Origin of the sequence: Bacillus sp. CECT 9360 (assembly GCF_918741275.1) — a bacterium.
Classification (GTDB): domain Bacteria; phylum Bacillota; class Bacilli; order Bacillales; family DSM-1321; genus Peribacillus.
In genome coordinates this window covers 248,317-274,806 of the sequence record NZ_CAKKNA010000002.1, presented here as the reverse complement: position 1 = coordinate 274,806, position 26,490 = coordinate 248,317, and the positions used below count along the sequence as shown (strand labels likewise).

Sequence of the window (26,490 nt, the reverse complement as noted above, 5' to 3'; positions counted from 1 at the left end):
TCGCAGATTCCCTTCCCAAAAACAACATTATCGTTTAACAGAGCCTTTTTTTAAAAACATATGGTGTTAAATCTTTCCATGTTTTCCTTGCTCCAATGAATGGAATATGTAAGAGGAGAACAAATAATTGGAGGGATTTTTTTTGAGCAGTCAGGAGAAAAGTAAACAAGGATTTCCGGCACAGCACCAGGAGCGTCAGCCTGGCATTGAGACGGAAATGAGCCCAAACCCCGAATCTGTGAAATCCGAGTATAAAGGAAGCGGGAAATTAGAAGGCAAGACAGCGATTATTACCGGAGGTGACAGCGGGATTGGGAAATCCGTTGCGATTTATTATGCTAAAGAAGGCGCAAATGTAACAATCGTATACCTGGACGAGCATGATGACGCCCAAACAACGAAAGAATTAGTAGAACAGGAAGGGCAAAAATGCCTTCTTCTTTCCGGTGATATTGGTGACGAAAGCTTTTGTAAGGAAGTTGTTGCGAAAACGGTTGGTGAATTCGGCACGGTAGATATTCTTGTGAACAACGCTGCAGAGCAACATCCACAAAAAAGCATTTTAGACATAACCGCCGAACAGCTTGAAAAAACCTACAGAACGAATATCTTTTCCATGTTCCATCTCACAAAAGCATCCCTTCCTCATATGCAAAAAGGAAGCAGCATCATCAATACCGCCTCCATCACAGCTTATCAAGGTAACCCGCAGCTGATTGATTACTCTTCCACGAAAGGCGCGATCGTGTCCTTGACAAGGGCTCTGTCCAATTCGATCGTCAAGGACGGCATACGTGTCAATGGTGTGGCGCCTGGACCAATCTGGACACCGCTCATTCCTTCGACCTTCCCGGAGGACCAGGTAGCCAAATTCGGCACAGACAGTCCTATGGGACGGGCAGGACAGCCCGAGGAACTCGCACCGGCTTATGTATACCTCGGCAGCGACGATTCCTCCTATGTGAGCGGCCAGATTATCCATGTGAACGGCGGCAGCGTTGTGAATGGATAACCCGGAACTTCAGCTTGTGTAGAGAAGATGGGTACTTTCTCAGGCACTGACCAGCCGATTTGGCTGGTTTTTTTGCGTGGCTAAAATAATACCGAAAATGTGTTTCGTTTAAATCACCATGACTTGCATTTAAAAAAACTCTGTGTTCGTTTAAATACTAAAAGCGTCTCATCTATCCAGAAATTTCCACAATTTTGTTGACGCTTTTTTAATAGGCAGGTAATTTGGATAATAATATAGAAAGATATTCTTGAGAAAACTAAAAACAAAGGCAGGTTAAAACGATGAAAAGATTGTTACCTCACATTTATCTGGAAAATTGCAAGGATGCTTTGGACTACTATCAACAAGTATTTGGCGGAGAGATCATAAACACCCAATTGGCAGACGGAATCGAAGGTTTCAATGGCCACGAAGGTAAATACATTCACGCGGAATTACATATCAATTCGTCTTGTATCATTTATTTTGCAGATGTATTTCGTCCATTAACAAACGGAACAAATATATGGCTAATGCTCGACTTGGAAACGGAAGAAGAAATCAACAAGATTTATCAGGAATTAACTCGTGCAGGTCAAGTGAAAATGGAACTCCAAGATACGTTCTGGAATTCAAGATATGGGGTTGTGACGGATAAGTACGGCGTTACCTGGGAGCTTAATCTATCCAAAGACCAATGATAAGAAAGCGAAGAAAGATTTCACATTTTCTTCGCTTTCTTATCTATCACCCAGGGCCCGAGGGCTCCCTTTATGTTTTCCTGCGTTTTGACCTTTTCCATACCAGGATGATGAATGCAATAAATGCAGCATACACGACTCCCATAATTATGATATATGGAATATTCAAACCTGATTTATCAGCAAGGGCATACACTTCTGTCTTTTCGCGGTCAAGAATGATGGTATAACTGTCTCCTTTGCTCCGGACAAGATCATTCTCAAGCAAGCCCCTCAATTCCTGATTCTTTGCTAAAACCCCTTCATTAAGGGTGACCGTCTGTGATTTAGAGGTATTGTTTATGGCCACAACGACTGTTTCATCCTTGTAAGTTCGCTTAAAAACGGCCATGCCCGCTTTTTCATAAAAAAGTTCAAAATCTCCTCTTGTTAAGGACGGAAGCTGCTGTCTGAGTTCTCCCAGCTTGGTAATGTAATCGATTAACTCTTTCTCCGCCTTGAATGCCATTAACTGGCGATTTCCCGGCACCTTATCACCGTTCATCGCAATTTCTGAGCCGTAATAAACGATCGGTATTCCCGGAACTGTATACAAGTAGGACAGCGCCATTTTCCAGCGCGTTCCAGGCTGCTGTTTCTTTAAAACAGCGTCGTTCGTGAAACGGGCCATCTGATGATTGTCCATGAAGTTACTCATCAGTTCGGGTTTATCAAATAATGATTCGTTTCTATTATAAATGGAAAATAGTCCGTCGAGACTTTGGTCCGGTTCCGTGAAAGCAGTCCTTAAATTCTCATTTAACGGAAAATCTAGGAATCCGTCTATGCCTGTATTTTTATAACCAGAGATTATTTCCGCATCATTATGCAACACTTCACCCAACAAATAAAAATCCTCTTTCTCGGATTTTACTGCTTTTGAAAAGTCACTCCAAAAGTCCTTTGGCACATAGTTCATCCCATCAAGGGTGTAGCCATCAACCCCTGTTTCTGTCATCCACCATTTTGCTGCATCCAGCAAATAGCTCCTGACTTCCGGGTTATTCTGGTTCAGGTCCGGTAAACCATCGATCCACGCAGTCTCGATATCCTCTGGGTCGTCAGGGTTTGTCACGTCCCTTTTTTCATGAAACCAATCTTCTTTTTCAGGGTCACTCAACCATGGATGATTTGGGCCTACATGATTGACAACAAACTCCGTCATAACTTTCATATCCCGCTTATGAGCTTCTTTTACGAGCTTCTTAAAATCTTCGATTGTTCCAAAATGCTCGTCAGTCTGATAATAATCGTTTATCCAGTAACCATGATAGCCCCTGTCTTCATTATCAAATACTGGCGTAAGCGAGATGGCCGTATACCCCATATCCTTCAGGTAATCCAGCCGTTCAGCAATTCCTTTGAAATCACCACCGTTATATGTATCCGGGTCGTTAACGTCAACATCCTCAGCATTGCTTGGATTTCCATCGCTAAACCGGTCAATCATTAAAAAATAAATGACCTCGTCTTGCCACTTGCGTTCTTCTTTTTCAACAGCTCCTACGGGAAGGGCGTAAAAAAGAAGAAACGGAACCAAAACGAGTGACAGCACTCTTTTTCGCATGTCCGCTCCTCCTACTATACTTATCTACGCCTTTAAGATTAGCCTTTTGTCACCTGACCGTCAAACGAAAAAATGAATTTCCCACGGACTTGTGACAATTCAAAGAATTTTTCTGGCATAAATGATTGCGATTTACTAATAACTATGTAGTTGTATAATGTACAGAGGAAAACATAATCTTAATATCTAAGATTATGTTTTTCGGCCAACAGAATGACAATGGGGTGATGTGTGACATGATGGATAAACCAAAAAACAAATTGACTCTTTTCGCCCTTACTTGGCCGATTTTCATTGAGATTTCCCTCCATATGCTGATGGGCAACGCGGATACACTCATGCTGAGCCAATATTCCGATCAATCCGTTGCCGCTGTGGGTGTCGCCAATCAAATTCTGTCGCTTATCATCGTCATGTTCGGTTTTGTTGCCATTGGTTCTTCCGTTCTCGTAGCGCAAAGTCTAGGGGCAAACAGGGAAGATGAAGCAAGCGCTGTCTCCGTCGTTTCCCTGGCAGCCAACCTCATTTTCGGTTTGCTTTTAAGTGTTATTCTAGTCATTTTCAGCAAGCCACTGCTCCAGCTGATGGATTTGCCGGTTGAACTATTGGATGAAGCAGATGCCTATTTACGTATCGTCGGAGGTTTTTTGTTTATCCAGGCCTTGATCATGACCGCAGGCTCGATAATCAGAAGCTATGGGTTCACAAGGGACGCCATGTTTGTAACCTTAGGAATGAACATCTTAAACATTATCGGAAACTACATATTCATTTATGGTCCTTTTGGCCTTCCAATCTTAGGCGTTGAGGGGGTTGCGATATCTACGGCAGTTAGCCGGTTCATCGGGTTTGCTGTCATTCTATTTTTGCTGGTAAAACGTGTCCCAGAAGGCTTGCCATTTAAAAAAATTTTTTCTCTGCCTTCCCGTCATATGAAAAATCTTCTTGCTATTGGCCTGCCCTCCGCGGGAGAGCATCTTTCCTATAATGGGTCTCAAATGGTCATCACCTATTTCGTTACCATCATGGGTACCAATGCGTTGACAACCAAGGTATACGCCCAAAATCTGATGATGTTCATCTATCTGTTTGCTGTTGCCATCGCCCAAGGGACAGAAATCTTGATTGGCCGCATGATTGGAGGAAAGAAATACGAAGAAGCCTATCATCGCTGCCTGAGAAGTCTTAGGCTGGCCATGATCCTATCTACTTTGTTTGCGCTAATATTCTCTCTATTCTCCAAACCATTGTTATCCATTTTCACCAGTAATCAAAGCATCATAGCGACGGGAAGTATCTTAATCTTGCTGACGATCATTCTTGAGCCCGGCCGCTCTTTTAACTTGGTGATTATTAATTCATTGCGAGCTGCCGGCGATGTCAAATTCCCTGTTTATGTCGGAATCTTATCGATGTGGGGTGTGAGCGTCACACTTGCCTATTTGCTCGGAATCAAACTTGGCCTTGGACTGATCGGAATTTGGATCGCTTTTGCTGCCGACGAATGGTTACGAGGCTTATTGATGCTGTGGAGATGGAAATCTAAAGTCTGGATGAAAAAGAGTTTTATAGTCCCTTCAGAAGCTAAAATAAACGAATAACAGGGACTGTCCGCCAGTCCCTGTTTACTATGATTCGATAATTTGAATGTCATAGTCTTTAAACCAAACATGAATTTGTCCCAGGTGGGCAAGGAGCTGAGGCCCTGACATGAGCTGACCGAACCATGGGATGTCGAAGGATTCCCCTTTTGATTCGATGATATCGCGCAGCTTTTCTTTTTCAAAAAACTCATGAAGCGCAGAATTGCGATCAGTGAGGATTTCCTTCAGCCAGGATTGGACTTTATCTGTATAGGCCGGGTTATGCGTTTTTGGGTATGGGCTCTTCTTCCGGTAAAGCACCTCCTGAGGCAAAATACCCTCCAAGGCTTTTCGAAGAATCCCCTTTTCCATGTTCCCAATCATCTTCATTTCCCATGGAATATTCCAGACATATTCAACAAGACGGTGATCGGCAAATGGGACCCTCACCTCAAGACTCGCCCCCATACTCATCCGGTCTTTTCTGTCCAAGAGCGTTGTCATAAACCAAAGGATATTTAAATAAAATAACTCCCTGCGGTTTGCCGCTTCAGATGTTTCCCCTTCGAGCCTCGGTGTTTCCGCCACGGTCTGGGCGTATTTATCCTGCACGTATTCTTCCAGTTTTAATTTGTCCTGCCAGCCCTTCTTCAAAAGGGACACCCTAGCTTCTGTCGAACGCATCCACGGAAACCCTTTCCTGCTTAGATCATCTTTTCTGTGGAACCATGGATAGCCTCCAAATATTTCATCAGCGCATTCGCCTGACAAGCCTACCGTGAAATCGCGTTTGATTTCCTTGCAAAACCAGAGCAGCGAGGAATCGATATCCGCCATTCCCGGCAAGTCTCTTACGTGAACCGCTTCAGTTAAATAATCGCCAAGAACTTCCTGTGAAATAATCGAACTATGATGGACGGTATGAAAGCCATCAGACATCATCTTTATCCACGGTCCATCAGAATTCGGCTGAAAATCATTCTCCTGAAAGAACAAATCGTTGTCTTGATAATCAATCGAATACGTATGAAGCCTGCCTTGACCTGCCTCCTTATAGCTTTTTGCGGCAATCGCCGTGATCGCGCTCGAATCCACTCCACCTGATAAAAATGTACAGAGCGGTACATCCGAAACAAGCTGTCTGGTGACTGCATCATTGACCAGAAAACGAACTTTTTCTGCCGTTTCCTCCAACGTGTCGGTATGCTCTTCACTTTTAACATTCCAGTAGCGCCATATTCGTAATCCTTGCGTCGCCGATAGGGTTAAAGCATGGGCGGGACGCAATTCTTGAATCCCGCGGAAAACCCCTGACCCCGGAGTGCGGGACGGCCCTAAGCCAAAAATCTCAGCAAGCCCATCCCCGCTAATTTCTGTCTTTACGTCCCGATGGGCTAAAATTGCTTTCATTTCTGATCCAAAAAGAAAGCCCCCTTCATGCTCCTTATAAAATAACGGTTTGACGCCCAATCTGTCTCTTGCCATGAACAGTTTCTGCTCTTTTGCATCCCAAATCGCAAAAGCAAAAATCCCATTAAAAAAATCCACACACTTTTCTTTCCATTCGATGTAAGAAGTTAACAAAACTTCTGTATCACTATGGCCTTTAAAGGAATATCCTTTTAATAATAGTTCTTTTCGGATATCTTCCGTGTTGTAAAGTTCGCCATTATAACACAGTATGAACTCGCGGTCGTGATCTTCCTTCAGCATTGGCTGGCTGCCGCCCTCAGGATCGACGACAGTCAGACGCTTGTGACCAAAAGCCACATGAGTGTCGGCCCATACATTTGATTGATCGGGACCGCGTTTCGCCAGTGTTTCCGTCATTTTTTCCACTACTTCTATTTCTCTGCCAACATTTTTCCGGAAATCGACCCATCCCGTAATCCCACACATACGTTATCATCCTTTCTGAACCCGATAATAAAAATTCATCAGTACTCACTCGTTTAAGAAAAGATGAGCAAAGCAGCTTTTTGTATAAATTAGCCTATGCAGAAAAAAAAAGATGGTTAATTGTCCCGCTAATAAAATGAAGGAGTTATATTTTCCTTGGAAATTGTCAAAGAAGAAGGTGAGGTATACCACTTTTTGGAGGGTCTAATATATGAGTCAGCAGCATAGAGATAAACTTTTCAACCGCCAAACCAGGGCATTTTCAGAAGGAACGGTGGAATACATTAATCACCAATGGATATTCTTTGATAATGAAACCGATGAGGCCTCTTCCTTTGAGGATTATGTAGAGCATGATATCGAGGTATTTAGAGGAAACCGCTGGCGCAAAGGCTGCATCGAGGAAAATGGTGCCGTTAAACATAACAATCAGCTGATTCAATTACAGAATGGCGAACAGATTCGCATCCGAAAACAACTTATTTATTCATTTGAAAGGTTGCTCGACGAACTGAATGATGATTCTTTCTTTCAGTTTGTTACCACCTTGAATTCACTCGATTTCTCCGTATATGACTGCATATACAGCTATAACCAGCTCACCTTCCTGAGGGAAGCCGCGACCCAATCCGGCGTCAACTTCTTTGTTTTCGATAATGGCCTCCTGCTTTGTTCCGTCCAGCATCACTTTTGCTATTCGGAAAATGAGCATGACCGCTTTGAGTTCACCCTGAACACGGGTAAGCGAATTGTGATTGAAAAACTGAATTCACAGCCCTCTTGAGTAGCGCATTTTAGCAGCTGATTTTGATTTTGATGCAGCTCCCTCTAAACAGCTACTTTCTCGTGAAAACCCGCTACAAAAATGAAATTTTCGCTACGAAATCTAGATCTGGCTACAAAATTAAAATTCTCGCTACAAAACTCATCAAACCGGCTACTTTCTGCTGGAAACTCGCTACAAAAACGAATTTCCCGCTATGAAATTTAGAACTGGCTACAAAATTGAAAATCTCGCTACAAAACTCATCAAACCGGCTACTTTCTGCTGGAAACTCACTACAAAAACGAATTTCCCGCTACGAAACTCATTAAATAAAGCACCGTCAAATTTTGACGGTGCTTTACTTTTAACCAAATGGTTGGAAACCTTGCGGCAAGGATAGTCCGAGATATAGTACAGCTGCAAAGGCAACGACAAACACTGCCCATAAAGCTCCTGTGCTTTTTCCTTTTTTAGAACGTACGAGGATCATTTCCATCATTCCAATGACGATGATACCTACAATCGCCTTAATTGCGTAATACCCAAATTGGCTGCCAATTAATGCGAAGCCGGTAAGAATGATCAACACATAAAAAACGCGCAGAATCATATGTACGATTTTAAAGCCTTTTGCATCCTTATTCATAGACACTGCTACAAAAAAGAGGATCAGGGCGACTACCCAGGTCGTGATATGAATATGAGTCATGCCTTCCATGTTAAAATTCCTCCTAAATCAATAATCTCCTACATCATATCATAGACAATTATGGAAAAACAAAATTTAAAACCGCTCTATTCGATACTGTTAACGAGCGTCCCAATTTTTTCAACGGTGATTTCGACGGAATCGCCGGATTGAAGAAATTTAGGTGGATTGAATCCTTTACCCACTCCCGCAGGTGTGCCGGTGGCGATGATATCGCCTGGCTCAAGGGTCATCCCTTTTGAAATCACTGAGATAATTTCTTCCACAGGGAAAATAAACTGCTTTGTATTGGACTGTTGGCGTATTTCACCATTCACCTTGGTTTCGATTTGAAGATGATTTGGGTCATCAATCACTGATTTATGGACGATAAAGGGACCCATCGGGCATGACCCGTCCAGACTTTTACCAAGCAAGAATTGCTTATGCTTAGCCTGCATGTCACGGGCTGTCACATCATTGATAATCGTATATCCAAACACATAATCCAGCGCTTCTTCCTGTTTAATGGCCCGGCCGGATTGGCCAATCACAATGGCAAGCTCGCCTTCATAATCCAGTTCATCCGTAACTCCCTGATGATTCGGGATCGCCGTTTTATGCCCAATGACTGTTGTCGGTGCTTTTGAAAAAAGCATGATATGTTGCGGGATGTCCGCTTCGCTTCCAAGTTCAATCGCATGTTCCGCATAGTTTTTGCCGACACAGAAAATGTTTTTCGCCGGCCGGGGAATCGGCGCTTGCCATTCGAAATCTGCTTCAGCAATAAACAACGAAGCATCGTCCGCTGATTGAAAAAGCTTATTGGCTTTTTCGATAAAGCTTTCCCCCTCCTGAATGCATTCCAGAAGCGTTGCAGGTAATGAAAGGGATGGGTCTCCGATTCTTTTTGCAGCTTCATGAAGAAGTAAAAACTTTGATTCATTTTTGTCTGACATGACAATTTTATTTTCACCGTTGACCTGGACTGTCGCAAACTTCATTATTCGTTCACTCCTTTTATGTACACTTGTGTAGCAAATACTTCTGTATTGCCGTGTCATTTACTCTTTACTGGTGGCAAATCTATTAGTCTGTTTCAGAAATGCTTCTATCTGTCTCCTATTTTTTAACACCATAATTTTTTTGCCTGACAGGCTTGCTATCCTCTCTTTTAAGATAGGTGCCTTTTGCCGATTGAAAGTAGCGACATAGCTAAAAAACTCCCAATCGATTTTTTCAGGACATCCGGAAGCCATGTCAGGTCGAGTCTCCCCGTGGTATTGAAATCTCCTCTTAATAATTCTATACAGACATACGATAGTCGGAAACTCAAGATATATGACCGTATCGGCATTTACAAACCTGTTACCTATCGTAGTACTATAATGTCCATCCATAATCCATGAATCTCCCGCCATAAGACCCTCGTGTTTTGCCTGCCATTTTTCCCTCGGCATCTCAATCCAGCCTGGCTGCCAAAAGTGCGCATCCAGATGGATGGCAGGAATATGCAGAATTCCGGATAATCTTTTTGCCAAAGTAGATTTCCCTGCTCCCGGGCAACCCAGAATCATAATCTTCTTCAATGCTGTCCCCCTTTTCCATGCTTAATCCTTCTGATCGAAGGCTTTCTCCAATACGTAAATACCCGCCATACATACTCAATAGGCCCCATCAGGAAATATTTAAGCCAGTATTTGCTGGCCAGTATCTGGATCACAAAAATTCCACCTACAAGCACCAAACCCGTGGTGAAAGAGACTCGGCCGTAGAAGCTCAAACCGTATGAGTAAAAAATCAGAGTCCCAATTATTGATTGAAAAAGATAATTGCTCATCGAAAGTCTGCCAATATACGAAAAAGGAAGCATAACCTTATAAATGAGATTTCTTTGCAGCAGCAGCGTAATTGCCGTTATATAAAACAAAGACAGCATGGGCCCGCCGAATGTGTCTTGTAAAAAGACAGTTGCATAATTATTAGCGGTTAGATAAGGAATCAGCTTAAAAAGCAAGCCTAATACAAGTGACACAGCCATGATGATGCGTAAATGTGTTCTGTAAACGTCGGGCCGTTCCAGTAGCCGTAACTTCGCAAAGCCTGTTCCGAGCAAAAACAGTGGGAATATCGATAAAAATAAGATAATCGCACTCACGAGATTATTCACTGAATACCAGTCATTGAATCTCTGGTACATGATTTCTATGAATGTCCCATTTTGATACACTTCCAACGATTGCCTGACTGCCTCCTGATCTGTAGGAATCTCCAGCCCATCCATTCCAAATGTTTGTGCCGCTATCGTAAGCATGGCTAACATAAGGAAAGGAATGAGATAAATAAGGGCACCTAAAATCAACAGTAATTTACCGCTCAGCTTATAAAAAAGAATAAAAATAAACCCAAATAATGCATAATTAATCAGGATGTCCCCATGCCAGATGAGGAAGGCATGAATACAGCCAAACAACAGCAGTGCGAGCATCCTTCTCGAAAAGAGAAGCGGAAAGGATTGGCCCCGCTGATTTATTCTCTCAGCAAGCAAAATCGCTCCGAAGCCGAATAAAAAGGAAAATAAAGGATAAAAACTCGCCTGGGCAAAGATATCCGTTAAAATATAGAGAATTCGATCCGGATTCTTATCCCACCAACTCAATGGATTTATGTATAACATCGGCGTATGAAAGGCTGGCATATTGACAAGAAAGATCCCCAATATTGAAAACCCTCTGAGAATATCTATGCTTACAATCCTTTCGGCTTCTTGCACATTGTTCATCATCACAACTCCCAGTCCATTCGATTTACTATCATTATACTAAATGGACGATTCCCGTAAAGTACGGCAGATCCTTTAAAATCGTAAATAAAAAATTTAGGGCATCGCTCGTAAATTTGAGGCGCCGCTCATAAAATTGGATAATCGCTCGTAAATTTCAATTATGGCTCGTAATTCTCCATAACCACTCGTAAACCTCTATAACCGCTATAAAAAAGTGGAATCTTCATTTCTCTGCAAAAAAAACTGCCCTTTACTAAAAAGAGCAGTTTTTGTATGTTTTAGTTGATAAATCGCTCGGTTTTCCCTTTGGCGTTCCAATATTCATTCCGAAGGTGAACCTTTTGGATTTTCCCGGAGGCTGTTTTTGGAAGCTCACCCACTAACGTTACGCCTGTAATTGCTTTAAAGTGAGCCAATTTCTCTCTGGAGAAAGCAATGATTTCCGCTTCGCTTATGGCTTGGTTTTCTCTTAATACCACATAGGCATGCGGTGTTTCCCCCCATTTCTCATGGGGGACAGCGATGACAGCTGCTTCCAAGATTCCCGGGTGCTCATACAAGACCCCTTCTACTTCAATGGAGGAAATATTCTCCCCGCCGCTAATGATAATGTCCTTCTTCCGGTCGACGATATCGATATGGCCGTATTCATCCACCGTCCCCATATCTCCCGTGTGAAGCCACCCGTTTCTGATCGTTTCCATGGTCGCTTCTTCATTTTTCCAATACCCTTTCATGACGCCATGGCTTCTTACAATCACTTCACCGATTTCTTTTCCGTCATGGGCTACCACTTCCCCATTTTCGTTCATCACTTTTACAATGGAACCGATCATTGGATGCCCCGCCTTTGCTTTCATTCTGGATTGCTCCTTAAGCGGAAGATGTGCAAACTGTGAGCGAATCGTCGAAACCAGACTTAATGGGGTAGATTCGGTCATTCCGTATACCTGGACGAATTCCCAGCCTAATTCTTTTTCCACCCTTGTCACGAAAGCCGGCGGCGGTGCAGAACCCGCAATCACGACACGCACATCCTGTTCCATTACAGGTGCATTTTTTTCATAATACTGCAGCAGTGAATTCAATACCGTTGGAGCCATATGCAAGACAGATACTTTATGAGCTTTCAACGCTGTAAAAATAGCTTCCGGTGTAGCTTTTTTCAGGCAAATATGGGTCGCGCCATTTGCTGTATAGTAAAAGGGGGAGCCCCATCCGTTTACATGGAACATCGGCAGGACATGGAGGTAAACGTCCCGGTCGCTTACCCGTAAATGATGCATTGTACTTAATGCATGCAGATAGTTATTGCGATGTGTTAGCATGACGCCTTTCGGATTGCCTGTCGTGCCGCTAGTGTAAAGCAGGCTACAGACATCATTTTCATCGAGGTCTGCCCGATCGAATGAGGCACCGGAATACCTTGCCAGCCATCCGTTGTAATCGGTTTCATTTGTATCCGTCTCTTTATAATGAACGATAATATGCTCGACGGTCTCAAGTTGATCTTTAATTGGCTGAATCATGTGGTATAGATCCTGGTCAACAAGTAGAACCTTTGATTCACTATGGTTCAGGATAAATAAATAATCTTCAGGCGTTAAACGAATATTGAGCGGCACCATGATGGCTCCAAGCTGGAAAACTCCATAGAATCCCTCAAGCATTTCAACCGTGTTCGGTGCCAAATAGGCAACCCTGTCCCCTTTTCTTACTCCCAGGTCCCTTAAACCGTGTGAAAGCTGATTGACTCTTTCGTTTAATTCCCGATATGTAAACACCCTTTCATCGCAAAATACAGCTTGCTTATCTCCGTATAAAGATACGGCCCTGTCCAGAAATTCCGGCAACACTAAAGGTACATTCATATTCTTCACCTCGGCTAAAGTTTTAAAAATTCTAAATTATTTTTATACTAGCATATCACTTATTAAATAAACAGTAACTTAAGCACCGTAAGCTATAAAAAAGACGAAACCTCGAGGTTTCGCCTTTTCCATCAGTCATTCATTTCAAGTAAATGTGCCCCGTCAAAGAAAAATAAATATCGTTCGTTCACCTTTTTCTTCAAAATGCTTTCAATGGCACGTGTATATAGTTGAAGCTGTAGACGGTATCTGTCCGCGAGAATCTCCCTTGCTCCCTCGAATCCATTTGCAAACCGGTCTGTGATCGCATCTGTTTTATAATCCAGGAGAACAAGCGTCCCCTGCTCGTCTTCAAAAATACAATCGATAATTCCCTGAACCATAATAAGCTCTTCGCCCTTTTTCCAGTCATTATAGGCTTCATTTGCCGGCAATGCCATCGTAAACGGTACTTCTCTCCTGACGGAAGAAGCTTGTTGCATCCGCCGGCCGATATCACTTTCAAAGAAACGTACAACCACTGAGGTATCGACAGCTGCTTTTTGTTCCTCTGTTATCAACTCACGCTTAAGCAAGTCTTCAACGACTTCATCCACGGTAGTTTCCGTGACAGGCTTCTCCACATCGATATGCTGCATAATCAGATGCGTGATTGTTCCTTTTTCGGCAGGGGTCAACGCCTTTTCCTGCATAAAAGCCGGTCTTGTCAAAATCGGCCGCTTGAATTTCCGAAGCAGCTCTGTCGAACTCTGGTCATCCTTGAATTCAGCCTGCCGCTTTAATTCAGACACCGATTGCTTGGAACGGTGAACGGACGCGTCCTTATTGGAGTAGCTCCAGTTTAATTGTTCGAGAATCTTTCCTTTATATTCTGATTCCGAGTTTACTCTCTCCGCATTCCTTACGGATTCTAAAAGCTTTTCTTGTTCTATCGCCTCTTCATCCTCCACTGCTTGCAATTCCGCATTTGGAACAACTTGGATCAGCCAGTTTGAAGGATGGGCAGAAATTTCTTCGTTACGCCGGAACACGGTATCCTGATTGTCGATTAAACTGCTGCTGTCACGGTGCCGAATCACTGCCGGGCCTATCCAGTCCATATAGCTTTTAGCACCTGCCCGGACATAGTCCTTTAACAGCCAATCGCCATGCGCGGAACTCGCTAACCAATTCTGCAGGCTTTTTTCCGCATCTTTAACAGTCCCGATCAAGTACAATTTTTCTTTTGCTCTTGTTAAGGCAACGTAAAGTACACGCATCTCCTCAGCTATCATTTCCAGCTGCTTTTTCCTTTTGAACGCTAGTTGAGGTAGCGATGGATAGGTGATCCGAAGCTCGGGATTAACATATTTGGAAGCGAAGCCGAAATCTTTATCCAGTAAATAGGATTTCCTGATATCCATCATATTAAATTGCTTCGATAGCCCCGCGATGAAGACAACAGGGAACTCAAGCCCTTTGGAGGAGTGGATCGTCATCAACCGGACGACATCTTCCTGCTCGCCAAGCGCTCTAGCAGCCCCGAGGTCATCTCCTCGCTCCTGCATTCTTTCAATGAAGCGCAAGAAACGGAACAAGCCGCGGAAGGAGCTGGCTTCGTATTGCCTTGCACGATCATATAAGGCCCTCAGATTTGCCTGGCGTTGTTTCCCTCCCGGCATGCCGCCGGCAAAATCATAAAATCCCGTCTCGCGGTAGAGCTGCCAAATTAAATCTGAAAGTGCAACTTGTATCGCCAGTTGTCTCCACTTGGCCAGTTTGCGATTGAATGATACTACCTTTTCATGGAATCTGGGATATTCAGCAGGATCAGCATTTCTGCAAAAATCAGCCATCGCCTCATAATAGGTCTCGGAATTAAATAGCCGGATTTGTGCTAATTCCTCTTCGTTGAGGCCGACAATCGGTGAACGAAGCACGGAAACGAGCGGGATATCCTGCTGCGGGTTATCGATCACTTTCAGCAAAGAAACCATGATCGCTACTTCCGTCGCCTCAAAATAGCCTGTTGATAAATTGGCATACACAGGAATGCCTTGTCTCTTAAACTCTTCCATAATCTGCGGAGCCCACGGCATTGAACGCAGCAGAATGACAATATCGCGGTATGTGATGGAACGGTATGTGCCTGTTTTCGCATCGAATATTTGCTGTTTTTCATGAATCGCTTTTTTGATGAGTCTCCCCATCATTCTCGCTTCCAACTGAGCGTTTTCCAGTTCCTCAGTATCAAATACCGTATCAGATGTATCTTCCTCATCCTCCGATGCAAGAGCTGGCATTTCTTCTTCATTGCTACTGTTATCAATCAGATAAAGTTCGATTGGATTATAGGTTTCCTCCGGATAGGATGCTCCCTTTTTTAGCTCAGCATCATCATTATACTCAATCTCCCCCACAGTAACTCCCATCAGCTGCTTAAACAAAAAGTTCGTGCCATCCAGAACTTCTTTCCGGCTTCGGAAATTTCGGTTCAAATCGATCCGGAGGCCCGTCTCATTGCCATCATGGGTGAAACGTGTGTATTTGCCGAGAAACAGGTTTGGTTCCGCCAGACGAAAGCGGTAAATCGATTGCTTTACGTCACCAACCATAAACATATTCCCGCTATCTTCGCCATCCGCTGTCACCAATTTCAGAATGGACTCCTGGACAAGATTCGTATCCTGGTACTCATCGACGAGCACCTCTTTAAATTGGCTGCGGTACTCTTTTGCTGCGATTGACGGAATCCTTGCAGACCCCGCGTATTCACCGGTTAGAATGTCGAGGCAATAATGCTCCAAATCTGAAAAATCAACGAGATTCTTTTCTGCTTTTGCCGCAAAGAAACGTTCATCAAACTGCTTAACAAGCATGACAAGCGTTTCTGCATAGTTTTTGAGCTCGCGGATCTCGCGAATAAAACTCTCAGGTTTTCTCAAGAATAGCTCGCTTCTCAATGTTTCAAGCATTTTCTTTGCCTTGTTACGATGTTTTGTCGCTAATTCAACGAGGTCTTGGTTGTAATCATCTCCGGAACAGCGTTTGGCGGTCGAGAATTTCCAGGACTGCATCTCCTCGTACATCTTACTCCACGACTGTTGATTGGCCTGATATAGCCGCTCGACGATTGCCAGATCGTCCATGAAGTTTTCAGCCCTTGGCGCAGGTCCGCCCGGTACTACCGTTAGATCCATCGCCTGCTGCAATAAATCCTTTGCCGCCTCTAATTGCAGTTTAATGTCAAAAGTGAGAGCGTCGAGAAAAATAAGATCTTCGATTCGAGCATCTTCTTTGACATCATACATTCCAATAAGATTATCAAGCCATTGATCCGGGTTGGGATGCGACCTTGAAAAGTCATGGAGCGAGCGCACCATGGTTTGCAGGGCTGCGTCGTTCCGGTCGCTCGTATAGGCATCCACCAGCTTAAAAAAGGATTCATTATCACTATGGCTGTAATGCTCCTCGAACAAGTCTTCCATCACTTCATCGCGGAGCAATTCTGCTTCTGTAGAGTCGGCAATCCGGAACCCGGGGTCGATTTCAGTCAGATAATAATATTTCCTTATAACCTCCAGGCAAAACGAGTGAAGCGTCGAAATCGAGGCCCGGTTAATGAGACTCAATTGCTTTCGCAAATGCTGAGAATGCGGATTTTCATTGATTGCTTTTTCAAGCACCTCTCCGATTCTATGCTTCATTTCCGCTGCGGAAGCATTGGTAAAGGTCACGACGAGCAATTCGTCTACGTTCATCGGTTCCTCTTCTGAAAGGACTTTTTGAATAATCCGGTTGACGAGCACGGCCGTTTTCCCGGATCCAGCAGCTGCCGCTACGAGAATATCCTGGTCCTTCGCCCAGATTGCTTTCCATTGATCCTCTGTCCAGGTAACATCCGCCGGCTTTGCCGGAATCATTGTTTTACTCATTCAACAGCAGCCTCCCTCCGCAAGATCTCCAATACATCATCCTGTTTTCTTGGTGTTAAGATTCTAAACTGGTTATCTTCCAGTGTCTGATCGAACTGGCAGACCGATTTGAAAGAACAAAACGTACACGGGATCTTATCTTTTAATTTATAAGGCTTGATATCAACCTTTCCGCCAATGATTGACTCTCCAGCATCCTGATATATAGTCCGGACGTGATTTTTCAAAAGCGAGAACTCTTCCATGCTCGCAATCTTTGATTTTGATTGTAAGCTGCCGTCCTTTTTAAAGCCGGCCGGAATCACTTCAGACTGGCCGGTTTCAAGAGATTTGTCCATGAGCTGGATCACATTTGGATCACCGAGCAAAAGCCCTTTCATCTTGAAGCTTTTATAAATCGCTTTTTCGATTTCATCAAGTCCGAGCATTCCGTTACTTTTCACGACCGGATTATGAACGTGGAAATACAGGGCGCCTGCAGGGAAGGCCTCTTTGCCTACTAACGAACGCGAGTGGGTGATCACGATATCGAGGTAGGTAAGCATCTGGAGGGCAAGCCCGTAATAGACTTCACTGGCGTTCAAATCCTTTTCACTGGATTTATAATCAAGCACCCTCAAGTAGACGCTGTCGTTTTCTTCCGCTTTATCGACGCGGTCGATTCTTCCGATTAGTTCCATTTTCGTCCCGTTTTTCAAAGTAAAGGAAAGCGGTGGAAGCTGACCGTCCTTCCCGAATCCAAGTTCAAGGCCAACTGGCGAGAAGCCGCTGTTTTTTGCATGCTCGCAGAGCACCATCGATGCCCGTCCAATTACGTCCTCAAGCTTTCTCCGCAAGTAGTGATGGCGGTTTGTGCTCAGCAGGATTTCATTATGGAGCTTCGGGGCAAGCCTATCCACTGCTTCTTTTGCAAGCTGGAGGCACTGCCTCTTTGACAGCGATGCCCAGGAAATATTATGATCCCGTAAATAATCCGAAATCAGCTTAAGCGCACCATGAAACATCTCTCCGATATCTGGTGCATCAAGCCGGTATATTTTACGTTCCTGAAGCTTCAACCCGTGGGCTGCATAATGTGAAAACGCACAGCTGTTGAACATTTCCATACGTGAAACGCTCGTCGTAATATTTTCCCCGTATATTTTCGTGCTCGTATCCATTGACAATTTCTTCGCCTTGTTTTGATAAAATAAGCTTGACAGCACTCGTTCCGCTTCGGGTTTAATGATGTCGTTATCCATATATGAATTGTATACATCCCACCAAAGCGGATGGATTGGATAATTTCTTTTTTTCAGCTGCAGCTGGGCTGTTAGATAGGATAAAGCGACATCATAATTAGCGGCATACTCTGCCTGCAGGGATGCCGGCAAATCTGACGGGTCGCCCGTATAAACATTTTCCTTCAGATTCGGAAGCACTTCTCTTATTCTCTTAATATATGAAGACGGTAATAGTGATTTTCCTTCTTCATCAGCAAGAGGGTATGAGAGATAGAGCTGATGGGATGGGGTCATAAAAGCCTTATAGGCCGTAAACTCCTCATCCATCAGACGGATTATCGAACTTGGTGCAACCTCCAGGCCTGCCTGTGCTAACGTCTCTCTGTCACTATCAGAAATGATGCCGTCAGCGCTTGCTTTCCCCGGTAATACTCCCTCTGTCAGCCCAATGACAAATGCCGCCTTTATATCATCCAGACGCGATTGGTCGAGATTCGCCACCAGTACCTGATCAATCGCCGGAGGGACGAGCGAAAATTTCATCGACTCTATGCCAGTCTCAATAATTGTCGAAAACTGTTTCAAGCTGATCGGCTCATCACCCAGCATTTCGACAAATTGGTCCAACAGCTTCACTACCGCATCCCAGACCTGTTCATGCTGGCGGGCTGAAACCAAATCGCCTTTATCTTCCGCTTCGAATTTCCATTTATCCAGTTTTTCCGGAATATGCAATTCTTCCAAGTACAAATATAGAGCTTCACAATATTCCCTTCCGCTCCCGGCCCGTTTCAGACGGCGTGACAAGCGGAGAATCGGTTCGGTGAAAAGCTGCTTCAGTTCATTCAGTTCGTCCTCTGTACGCTTCTCCTTATCCGTCTGTATTCGTTCATCAAGCTCGAGCCCCCGTAACCTCCGGTAGACCCAGCGCTCCTTGGATGTCCATTTAGTACCTTTGATTCCCCGGGACAGCACATAGTTTTCAAGCCTGTCCACCTGCTCTCTCATGCTATTTTGACTCTGGTCAATCGGATAGAGAAGCTCTGTTTTAATAGAACGGAAAACCGGTTCATATCTCCAATTCGCAAGCAGGATCTCAAGCGTGGAACGAATCAATTCTATTAATGGATGATTCAGCATCGAACGCTTCGTATCAATGAAAATCGGAATCTGGAAATCCCGGAAAACAGTCTGGATGATATCATGGTAAGAATCACCATTACGGACTAAAATCGCAATGTCTTTCCAGCGGTAATTTTCTTCACGGACCAGTCTTAAAATCGTGCGCGCCGTTCCTTCAATCTCTGACCGTCGATTCACTGCAGGGGATAAAGTGACAGCTGTTTCCTCCAGGAATGTTCGGGCGGGGCGGATCGCAAAGTTCGCTTCGAGATGCTGTAAAGCCGGACTTTGGGCAAATCGTTTCGGGCTAGATAGGATGATGTCTTCTTCACAGGAAATCCCGAGCCGTTCCGCTGCCCTATAAATACTGTGATAGAGTCCGGCTGTTTGCCGGAAAAGATCCAGGTTTTCGGGCTGATTGTGTTTATAAGACTGGTCGAGCGTCAAGGACACCGTTATGCCTTTGCTCAGCCTCATTAATTCTTCAACAACAAGCAATTCCTGGGGCGTGAGACTGTAAAAACCGTCAATGTAAATCTCGGCTGCTGCGATATAAGGGGACTCAGCCATCTTTTCAACGAGCAGCTTAAAATAATCCTCGGAATCTAAATATTTTCCGACCAATTCATCCTCAAAAGCCTGATAGATGATTTCAAGATCATGGAGCTTGTTTTCCAGTCCCCCATTTATTTCTTTATCCGTCTGCAGGGCCGGGTCCCCCATGAATTCCCTGATTTCTTCCGGATTGATGCAGTAGCGTTTAAATTCCGTCAGCATTTCTTCGAGCTGGGCAATAAAGCCTTGCTTTTCAGAAGAACGGCGGAACATTTTCAAGTCATCTTTCTTCTCTTCAATAATCTTGCGGATCAGCATGTTCATCCCGACACTATCGAGATGGGTCCGACTCATCCCGCCGGTTTCTTGCAACACGCGCCACGCTAGCCGGGTAAAGCTAAACACCTGAGAACGGATCATACCATCGAGTCCCGGTGTTGTAATCAATTTATATTCAGACAAGAACGTCATTTGTTCAGGAACAAGATAAATGATCGGGTTTCCTTCCGCGTCTTCCTGTAACTTGCCGCGGATTTCATCAAGAATTCTTGTTGTTTTTCCCGTCCCGGATCTTCCGAGTAAAAAACGGAGTGACATACTTTTTCCTCCTTCATCCCGCTTTGCAGCCTGATAAAGCGGCTTTAGCGGACGAATTCCTTACATCCTATCATATCAGAAATCGTGTCATTTTTTTAATAGAGGCAGGTTGTTATTAATATCCATAGGTATATTCTACTGCTCCCTCACCCGAAACGCAATCATACGTTCGCACTCCTTTCATAAAAAATCCCGGCCTATTAGCCGGGTTAAGTGCCTCTAAAATTTGTATTGAACTTGTCCAAAGGCCAATATCGCACATCGACCTTGCCTACGACCTCATCGATCGAAATAAATCCGAAGTGCCTGCTGTCCATGCTCTCGAACCGGTTATCGCCCATGACGAACAATTTTCCGTCTGGTACTTTTTGAGAATTTGTTAATTCTCCAAGCGTGAAATCGCCGGTGAGATTCTGGCCGGGAAACGGCTTGAATTGTTTTAAGTATGGCTCTTGATAGTTCACACCGTTTACGTACAGCGAATCATCCTTATAAATTATTGTATCTCCCGGAAGCCCGATCACCCTTTTGACATAGTCTTCTCTATCATTTGCATGAAAAACAATAATATCAAAACGGCGGATATCCTGGATTTGATAGCCTATCTTATTCACGACAAGTTTGTTTCCATCCTGCAGTGTGGGCTGCATGGACTTTCCATCCACTTCATAGCTGGAAAAGAAAAAGACTCGGATAAAAATGAATAACACAAAAGCAATCACACCGGCTTTAGACCATTCCAGAAAGAGATTTTTTCGCTCAGCTGCCATTCTTTCAGCCTCCAATGCTAAAGAGCCTGGTTGATCGGATAATAATTATCCATTCTCTCTTTTCATGCTCTTATTTAATCTTATCTCAATTCTTTTCCCCACATACCAGAGTATAAAAATAATGAACAAAACAATTACCGTTCTTATCGGCTGATTAATCAGGGAAACAATATCGTAGCCGACAAAGCTGATTGTAAAAATCATCACCATTTTCCCTGCCATAACAGCTAACCCATATTGCCACGGGCTTATTTTTGAAAGCCCGGCTACAATATTAACGATTGCCGAGGGTGTAAATGGAAAACACAGCAACAAAAATAATGGTCCGAATCCATGGCGGTCAACCCAATTCATCAGCTTTTGAACCTGTTTATGCTTGTGCAGGAATTTGAGCATCCGCTTTTTTCCGTATTTGCGAAAAATAAAGAAAACAATCATCGAGCCGCTTACCGCTCCAATCCACGAAAACAAAAATCCAAACCATAGGCCGAAAGCACTGGCATTTGCCAAAACAAAAACGACGAGCGGCAAGAAAGGCAGAAATGCTTCAAGCATAGGCAACAATATGCCAGGAATGGGTCCAAAAGACCGGTATTGCTGGATAAGCTCCAATATATTCTCAAGCGTAAACCATTCTCGTAATGCGTCAAAATCCATAATAATCTCCTTAGGCAGGCTGTCTTATACATATAAAGAAAACGGTAAATGCTCTTATCTTAGTCAATACCGTTAATTATTAGATATATCACGTTACCTTGAAAATACAAGCATTAATCTTCTTTTCTACAGAAAAGCTATATATAATCATTTCCCTTTTACACACAATCATAATCTTTTTTATGGAAATTCACGAAACAGACTTGCACCTAAGGAATTTTTTAATTATTATAGAACAAATGTTCCTATTTTATTCAAAAACTCATACATATAATTATTAGAATTCTCATTTAGAAAGGAGGAATTGCCCATGACCCGCATTCCCGAGCAGGACTGCAGCATAATCGAACAATCCATCTATCTTCCGATGGTCATCACTATCTTAAACCGGGACAGAACGATTATTGAAAAAAGTCCGTTAAAATTGCCCCAGCCTTATCTGGACATGATTGAGGATGCCCTTAAGACAGTCCAAAGAGAACTGGTCAATGTAAGGAAATATTTACGCCAGGAAAATATAAAAGTGAGTAAACTGAAGCGGGATGACACATTTACTGTTTACTGTTTCATTTACAAGGGGTACGAGGAACGCCACAATTACTTCAATCTGCGGCTGCGCAACCGGGTGGTGGAACTGCTAGAGTATTTTTTATATAAAAGACTGATCCCTGATGAAACACAAAATGCCCTTCTCTGATGAGAAAGGCAATAGATTAATGACCGTATGAGGGCCATGAGGGCCCCCTTACAGATCATTAGTGATCTTCTCTGTATTTTTTATATTTTAGTGATTTCTCAGATGTTTTTGGTTGGAGTGTATTCGCATGCAGATAATAGTATTTGCGTTCTGTTTCTTCAATTCTTTGAATTAGCTTGTCTTTCAGGAAAACGGTCCTCATGTATTGATTTTCAAAAGAGCTTGTTGAAATAGGCAAATCCATCTGCTGATGATTTTTGAATGTAACAGATGTCTGGGACATATCCACTCGGCTGAATCTTTCAATATGTTCTAGTGAGACCCATATGCAATGGGGACGCAAAGGAGAAGTTGTGGGAAAGAAAAACATGGAGCTTGTAGGGTTAATCGCAATCGGTGCCTTATGTGTAACGCCGATCAGCTGCCGGGTTCCCTCTTTCCTGCCTTCATAACTGACCCCGAAATAATGACAGCTTTTTTTAATGATGTCGATAGGCTTAAAAGGGGATATGTATTCATCTTCAAGCTCAACAATATGCGAATACGTTTTACTGCCATACGTTATAGGGCTAATTAATAGGGTGTAAGGAGTAATTTCATATTCTTCAATTAAATGCGGTTTCTCATCCTTCATATAAGGGATCTCCTTTTCTATAATATCTTTTCATCTTCCAATTTATTCCTCATTCTACCATAAAATATCCAAAGGAAACAAAATATTTATAATTTTCCCAACATCCTGTCATTTTTTATCTGACCCTGTCATTAAAATTTGGCTATGTTATAAAGTATTGTTGATATATTTCATTTTTGGTTCATACTCTCCATCCATGAAACGATTAGGGTGCAAATGACTCAAAAATCAACAGAGATATTTAACATAGTAAAAATATTTTAAATATTCCGTTGATTTTATATATATAAATCCCATATAATAATAAAAAGGTGTCAGGGGTGGGTTTCATGAAAAATGAGAAATCATATTCAGAACTGGTAAAGTCTTATGCGATGAACAAAAGTAAAAAAGATGTCTACCTGAAGGAACTGCTGATTGACATGATTATCCACGAGTCCGTTCTTACCTATAAAAAGACACAGCTAGGGCGGCAGATTGATGAAGCCTTGGACGCTAAAGATAAGAAACAATTCGTCCTGTTAAGTAATGAATGGAATGAAGTTAACAAAATGTTCGGCACTTAAAATAACCTGATGATCAAGCCACTAATCGCAAAAATCCTCCTGATAACCATCAGGAGGATTTTTTCCGGAACAGCCTACGCCTTGTGGAAGGAGCCCATAACCTCGGTTGTTTCAGTAATGTTCACGAAGGCGTCAGGATCTATTTCATTTATCATCGTTTTCACATCGGTAAGCTGATAGCGGGTGATGACGGTCATGAGGATTTTCCGCCCTTCTCCCGAATAAGCCCCCTCCCCGTCCATAATGGTAATTCCCCGGTATAAATTGGCAAGCAGCTTCGCCTTCATCTCTTCCCCATTCTTTGTGACGATCATCAAGGTCAGCTTAATATGATTCGTATGGATCGTATCGATAACCTTTCCCGTTGCATAAATGCCCACAAGCGTATTCAAAGCCGCATCCCAATTAAACACAAAGCCTGACAAGACAACGACGACAGCGTTCATTGCTGAAATGAGCGCACCCAGCGGAAAGTCCCTTTTTTTCGTTAACAGCATGGCGATGATGTCGAAGCCCCCGGATGAACCCGACGCCCGGAAAATCAAGCCGATACCAATACCGGTTAAAACTCCGCCAAACAGAGACGACAAAATCGGTTCTGTGCTAATGGCCTGAACAGGTATGACATATAAGCTGACCGATAACACAACGACTGATAAGATCGTGTAGCTGATGAATTGTTTCCCCAGCTTTAATACCCCGAGGATTAAGAGAGGCAGATTCAACAGAAAATTCAAAATCCCCGTATTTAATGGTGTCAGTATCCCAAACATGATGGCAATTCCGCTCAATCCACTGCTCAAAATGTTATGAGGGATCAAAAATAAATTGTATGCCCCACCAACGATGAGGGAGCCCGTAATGATCGTGAGTATTCTGTACATCGACTAACTCCTTCGAAACGAACTTAAACTCTATTTATTATAAAAGAGAATTCACGAAGAAAAAAAGTAATTGTTTATTCAGATAATACATAAACCCAATCCCTAATTTACATAAAAAAACGCCTTGGTTGAGTCACCCAGGCGTATTTTTGTTTTATTATCCAACTGGCCTATTTTTATTATCCTAATCATCCTGTTTATTATCCAAACCCAGATTTTATTATCCAAGCTGTAGGGTTTATTATCCATACTCACCTGACGGTTCAAGTTACTTTCCATGGTTTTCTATCGTTGAAATCCGCTCAAGCATGGTCGGGTGTGAGTACCTAAACCATTTCACGATCAGCGGAGGATTTACCTCGCTCAGCCCGGATCTGGTCAGTTCCTGGAAGCTGCTGATTGCGGCTTCCCTGTCCCCTGTCATTTCAATCGCATATTTGTCGGCGCGCGATTCCTGATAGCGGGATAAGTAGTTCGAAAGCGGGCTGGATGTAAATAGAAGCACAGCTGTTATTAGCAGGAACAGCGGCAATGAACTGATGCTGCTGACTGACGGGATTTTCAATACCTTTCCCCAGCGCCTGACGATGTAATCCATTAATCTCGCCGTCAACCACAGGCCAACCAAGGAGAGTATTAAATATCCGGCGATACCGATATAAATATGCTTTTCCACATAGTGGGCCATTTCATGGGCCATTATAAACAGAATTTCATTGTCTTCCAGTTTGTTCAGGGTGGTATCCCATAACACGATTCGCGAATTGGAACCAATTCCGGTTACATAGGCATTCAGTGAATTTGTTTTTTCTGCCATATTTACTTCGTATACATGGTCAGCGGGGATATCTGCTCTGGAGGCGATCTCAAGAATTTTCGTTTCCAGTTCCTTATTTTTAAGCGGATAAAAATCATTATATAGTGGATCAATCAAAACGGGCTGGACAAACATCATGAACAGGGAGAACGGAACCGACAGCAGCCACGCATACAGCCACCATTTTTTTGTACTCTTTTTCATCAACCAGTATAAAACCGAGACTATGAGAATCATCGTCCCAAAGCCAAGCCAAAAATCGATCACTTCCTCCTTCATCCACGAGGTAAAGCTTTGCGTACTGATATTGTATCTTTTGCTTAGGCTGTAGCTTATATAATTAAACGGAAAGACGACGATATATGAAAGAATCGATAACCAAAACAGATAAATCGCCGTCTGGGGAACTCTACGCTTTGATACAGACGCCCAATTTTCAAAGGCTCGTGACAAGCCGAATAATAAAATCAAAAAATAAAACAGCCATTCATATGGTGTGGAAGCAAAAAATAAAAAGTTTTTAATGCCCGAGTATTCCTCGGTAAGCATTAATTCCCTCGCGTTTAAAAATGTCGCTGGGTCAGCCGCTGTCCCCTTCAACGCTGCCGGGATTGATTGATCAGCACCCTGAAAAATAAACCAATACATCAAAGCGCAAATCAATAAATACATAATCACCGCAACACTTGCCCACCTTCTGGCCATACCTGTACCCCCTTAGACAAACCTTCTTTACTTATTGTAGTTAAAAAGAGACAAGTTAGAACGACAAATAAGAATAAAAAGAAAAACGTCTAGGATGCTTTCGAGTGATATCCTGCAACACAGATCTCATTGAAAAATCCTTTTATTACTGTTAACAATAAAGGCATAGTTAATTTCACAGTGGATATAAGTAAAATACAATCTAATCAAAAGAGCAATCTATTATTGGTCATGGTTGCTCGGCCTTTTGAATTGGTTGCGGATCTAAAAACAGGAAAGAACAAAGTTGCAGACTATATGGTTAACTCGACAAATCGTATTACAATAAAATTGGTCCGTGGTATACGTGAAGGTCGTTAGTATTATTCTTTTTATGTTTTTGTTAACAGGTTGCGGGGCCGCAGATGATGAAAGCAAAAATGGTTCGGAACCAGGAGAGGGAACTGAACTGAAACT

The 26,490-nt window shown here is 43.1% G+C and carries 20 protein-coding genes; 6 read left to right on the top strand and 14 right to left on the bottom strand.

All coding sequences use genetic code 11. The features are described from left to right. Positions 1-142 precede the first annotated feature (142 nt). Both LQ216_RS03295 and LQ216_RS03290 read left to right on the top strand, forming a co-directional pair. The gene (locus LQ216_RS03295; protein ID WP_230126685.1) at positions 143-1,012 is read left to right on the top strand and encodes an SDR family oxidoreductase; all 870 of its coding nucleotides are present in this window, start codon (positions 143-145) and stop codon (positions 1,010-1,012) included. Positions 1,013-1,296: 284 nt separating this feature from the next. Beyond that, entirely contained in the window at positions 1,297-1,695 is a 399-nt protein-coding gene (locus LQ216_RS03290; protein WP_230126684.1) for a VOC family protein, read from the top strand. A 70-nt stretch (positions 1,696-1,765) separates the two neighbouring features. Here LQ216_RS03290 and LQ216_RS03285 read toward each other — a convergent pair whose 3' ends face one another. After that, entirely contained in the window at positions 1,766-3,301 is a 1,536-nt protein-coding gene (locus LQ216_RS03285) for an alpha-amylase family glycosyl hydrolase (RefSeq protein ID WP_230126683.1), read from the bottom strand. A 239-nt stretch (positions 3,302-3,540) separates the two neighbouring features. Between LQ216_RS03285 and LQ216_RS03280 the strand changes: the two genes are divergently transcribed. Further along, the gene (locus LQ216_RS03280) at positions 3,541-4,902 is read left to right on the top strand and encodes an MATE family efflux transporter (protein ID WP_230126878.1); all 1,362 of its coding nucleotides are present in this window, start codon (positions 3,541-3,543) and stop codon (positions 4,900-4,902) included. A gap of 27 nt (positions 4,903-4,929) precedes the next feature. Here LQ216_RS03280 and asnB read toward each other — a convergent pair whose 3' ends face one another. Then, positions 4,930-6,783: an asparagine synthase (glutamine-hydrolyzing) gene (asnB, locus tag LQ216_RS03275; protein WP_230126682.1), complete on the bottom strand. Its 1,854-nt coding sequence runs from the start codon at positions 6,781-6,783 to the stop codon at positions 4,930-4,932. A gap of 211 nt (positions 6,784-6,994) precedes the next feature. On the opposite strand from asnB, the gene LQ216_RS03270 reads away from it, so the two are divergent. Continuing rightward, positions 6,995-7,567 (top strand): DUF2777 domain-containing protein, encoded by a 573-nt coding sequence (locus LQ216_RS03270; protein WP_230126681.1) that lies wholly within the window; start codon positions 6,995-6,997, stop codon positions 7,565-7,567. A gap of 346 nt (positions 7,568-7,913) precedes the next feature. On the opposite strand, the gene LQ216_RS03265 is transcribed toward LQ216_RS03270, so the two are convergent. From LQ216_RS03265 to LQ216_RS03225, 9 genes are all read right to left on the bottom strand, one after another. After that, positions 7,914-8,258 (bottom strand): YisL family protein, encoded by a 345-nt coding sequence (locus tag LQ216_RS03265; RefSeq protein WP_230126877.1) that lies wholly within the window; start codon positions 8,256-8,258, stop codon positions 7,914-7,916. 86 nt (positions 8,259-8,344) lie between these two features. Continuing rightward, positions 8,345-9,241 carry a fumarylacetoacetate hydrolase family protein gene (locus LQ216_RS03260; protein ID WP_230126680.1) on the bottom strand — a complete coding sequence of 299 codons (897 nt, stop codon included), beginning with the start codon at positions 9,239-9,241 and terminating at the stop codon, positions 8,345-8,347. A 60-nt stretch (positions 9,242-9,301) separates the two neighbouring features. After that, the gene (locus LQ216_RS03255) at positions 9,302-9,826 is read right to left on the bottom strand and encodes a DNA topology modulation protein (RefSeq protein ID WP_230126679.1); all 525 of its coding nucleotides are present in this window, start codon (positions 9,824-9,826) and stop codon (positions 9,302-9,304) included. Continuing rightward, on the bottom strand, positions 9,823-11,022 hold the full coding sequence (locus LQ216_RS03250; protein WP_230126678.1) for a DUF418 domain-containing protein: 1,200 nt from the start codon (positions 11,020-11,022) through the stop codon (positions 9,823-9,825). Before LQ216_RS03250 ends, LQ216_RS03255 begins: the two co-directional genes overlap by 4 nt. A 278-nt stretch (positions 11,023-11,300) precedes the next feature. Then, positions 11,301-12,893 (bottom strand): long-chain-fatty-acid--CoA ligase, encoded by a 1,593-nt coding sequence (locus tag LQ216_RS03245; protein WP_230126677.1) that lies wholly within the window; start codon positions 12,891-12,893, stop codon positions 11,301-11,303. 131 nt (positions 12,894-13,024) lie between these two features. After that, positions 13,025-16,807 (bottom strand): helicase-exonuclease AddAB subunit AddA, encoded by a 3,783-nt coding sequence (gene addA, locus LQ216_RS03240; RefSeq protein ID WP_230126676.1) that lies wholly within the window; start codon positions 16,805-16,807, stop codon positions 13,025-13,027. After that, complete coding sequence (gene addB, locus LQ216_RS03235) at positions 16,804-20,304, bottom strand: helicase-exonuclease AddAB subunit AddB (protein ID WP_230126675.1); 3,501 nt, start codon at positions 20,302-20,304, stop codon at positions 16,804-16,806. The genes addA and addB overlap by 4 nt, the downstream gene beginning before the upstream one ends. A 209-nt stretch (positions 20,305-20,513) precedes the next feature. Then, positions 20,514-21,074, bottom strand: a complete 561-nt coding sequence (lepB, locus tag LQ216_RS03230; protein WP_230126674.1) for a signal peptidase I — start codon at positions 21,072-21,074, stop codon at positions 20,514-20,516. A 45-nt stretch (positions 21,075-21,119) separates the two neighbouring features. Continuing rightward, entirely contained in the window at positions 21,120-21,731 is a 612-nt protein-coding gene (locus LQ216_RS03225; RefSeq protein ID WP_230126673.1) for a TVP38/TMEM64 family protein, read from the bottom strand. 310 nt (positions 21,732-22,041) lie between these two features. Here LQ216_RS03225 and LQ216_RS03220 point away from each other — a divergent pair, with 310 nt between their 5' ends. Next, entirely contained in the window at positions 22,042-22,428 is a 387-nt protein-coding gene (locus LQ216_RS03220) for a hypothetical protein (RefSeq protein ID WP_230126672.1), read from the top strand. A gap of 58 nt (positions 22,429-22,486) precedes the next feature. Here the strand turns inward: LQ216_RS03220 and LQ216_RS03215 are convergent, their stop codons facing one another. Further along, positions 22,487-23,062: a competence protein ComK gene (locus LQ216_RS03215; protein WP_230126671.1), complete on the bottom strand. Its 576-nt coding sequence runs from the start codon at positions 23,060-23,062 to the stop codon at positions 22,487-22,489. Positions 23,063-23,391: 329 nt separating this feature from the next. Between LQ216_RS03215 and LQ216_RS03210 the strand changes: the two genes are divergently transcribed. Beyond that, positions 23,392-23,628, top strand: a complete 237-nt coding sequence (locus tag LQ216_RS03210) for an IDEAL domain-containing protein (RefSeq protein WP_230126670.1) — start codon at positions 23,392-23,394, stop codon at positions 23,626-23,628. 74 nt (positions 23,629-23,702) lie between these two features. Here the strand turns inward: LQ216_RS03210 and LQ216_RS03205 are convergent, their stop codons facing one another. Together LQ216_RS03205 and LQ216_RS03200 are read right to left on the bottom strand one after the other, a co-directional pair. Continuing rightward, complete coding sequence (locus tag LQ216_RS03205) at positions 23,703-24,512, bottom strand: YitT family protein (protein WP_230126669.1); 810 nt, start codon at positions 24,510-24,512, stop codon at positions 23,703-23,705. A 268-nt stretch (positions 24,513-24,780) separates the two neighbouring features. Beyond that, positions 24,781-26,034, bottom strand: a complete 1,254-nt coding sequence (locus LQ216_RS03200) for a M48 family metallopeptidase (RefSeq protein WP_230126668.1) — start codon at positions 26,032-26,034, stop codon at positions 24,781-24,783. Positions 26,035-26,490: the final 456 nt, after the last annotated feature.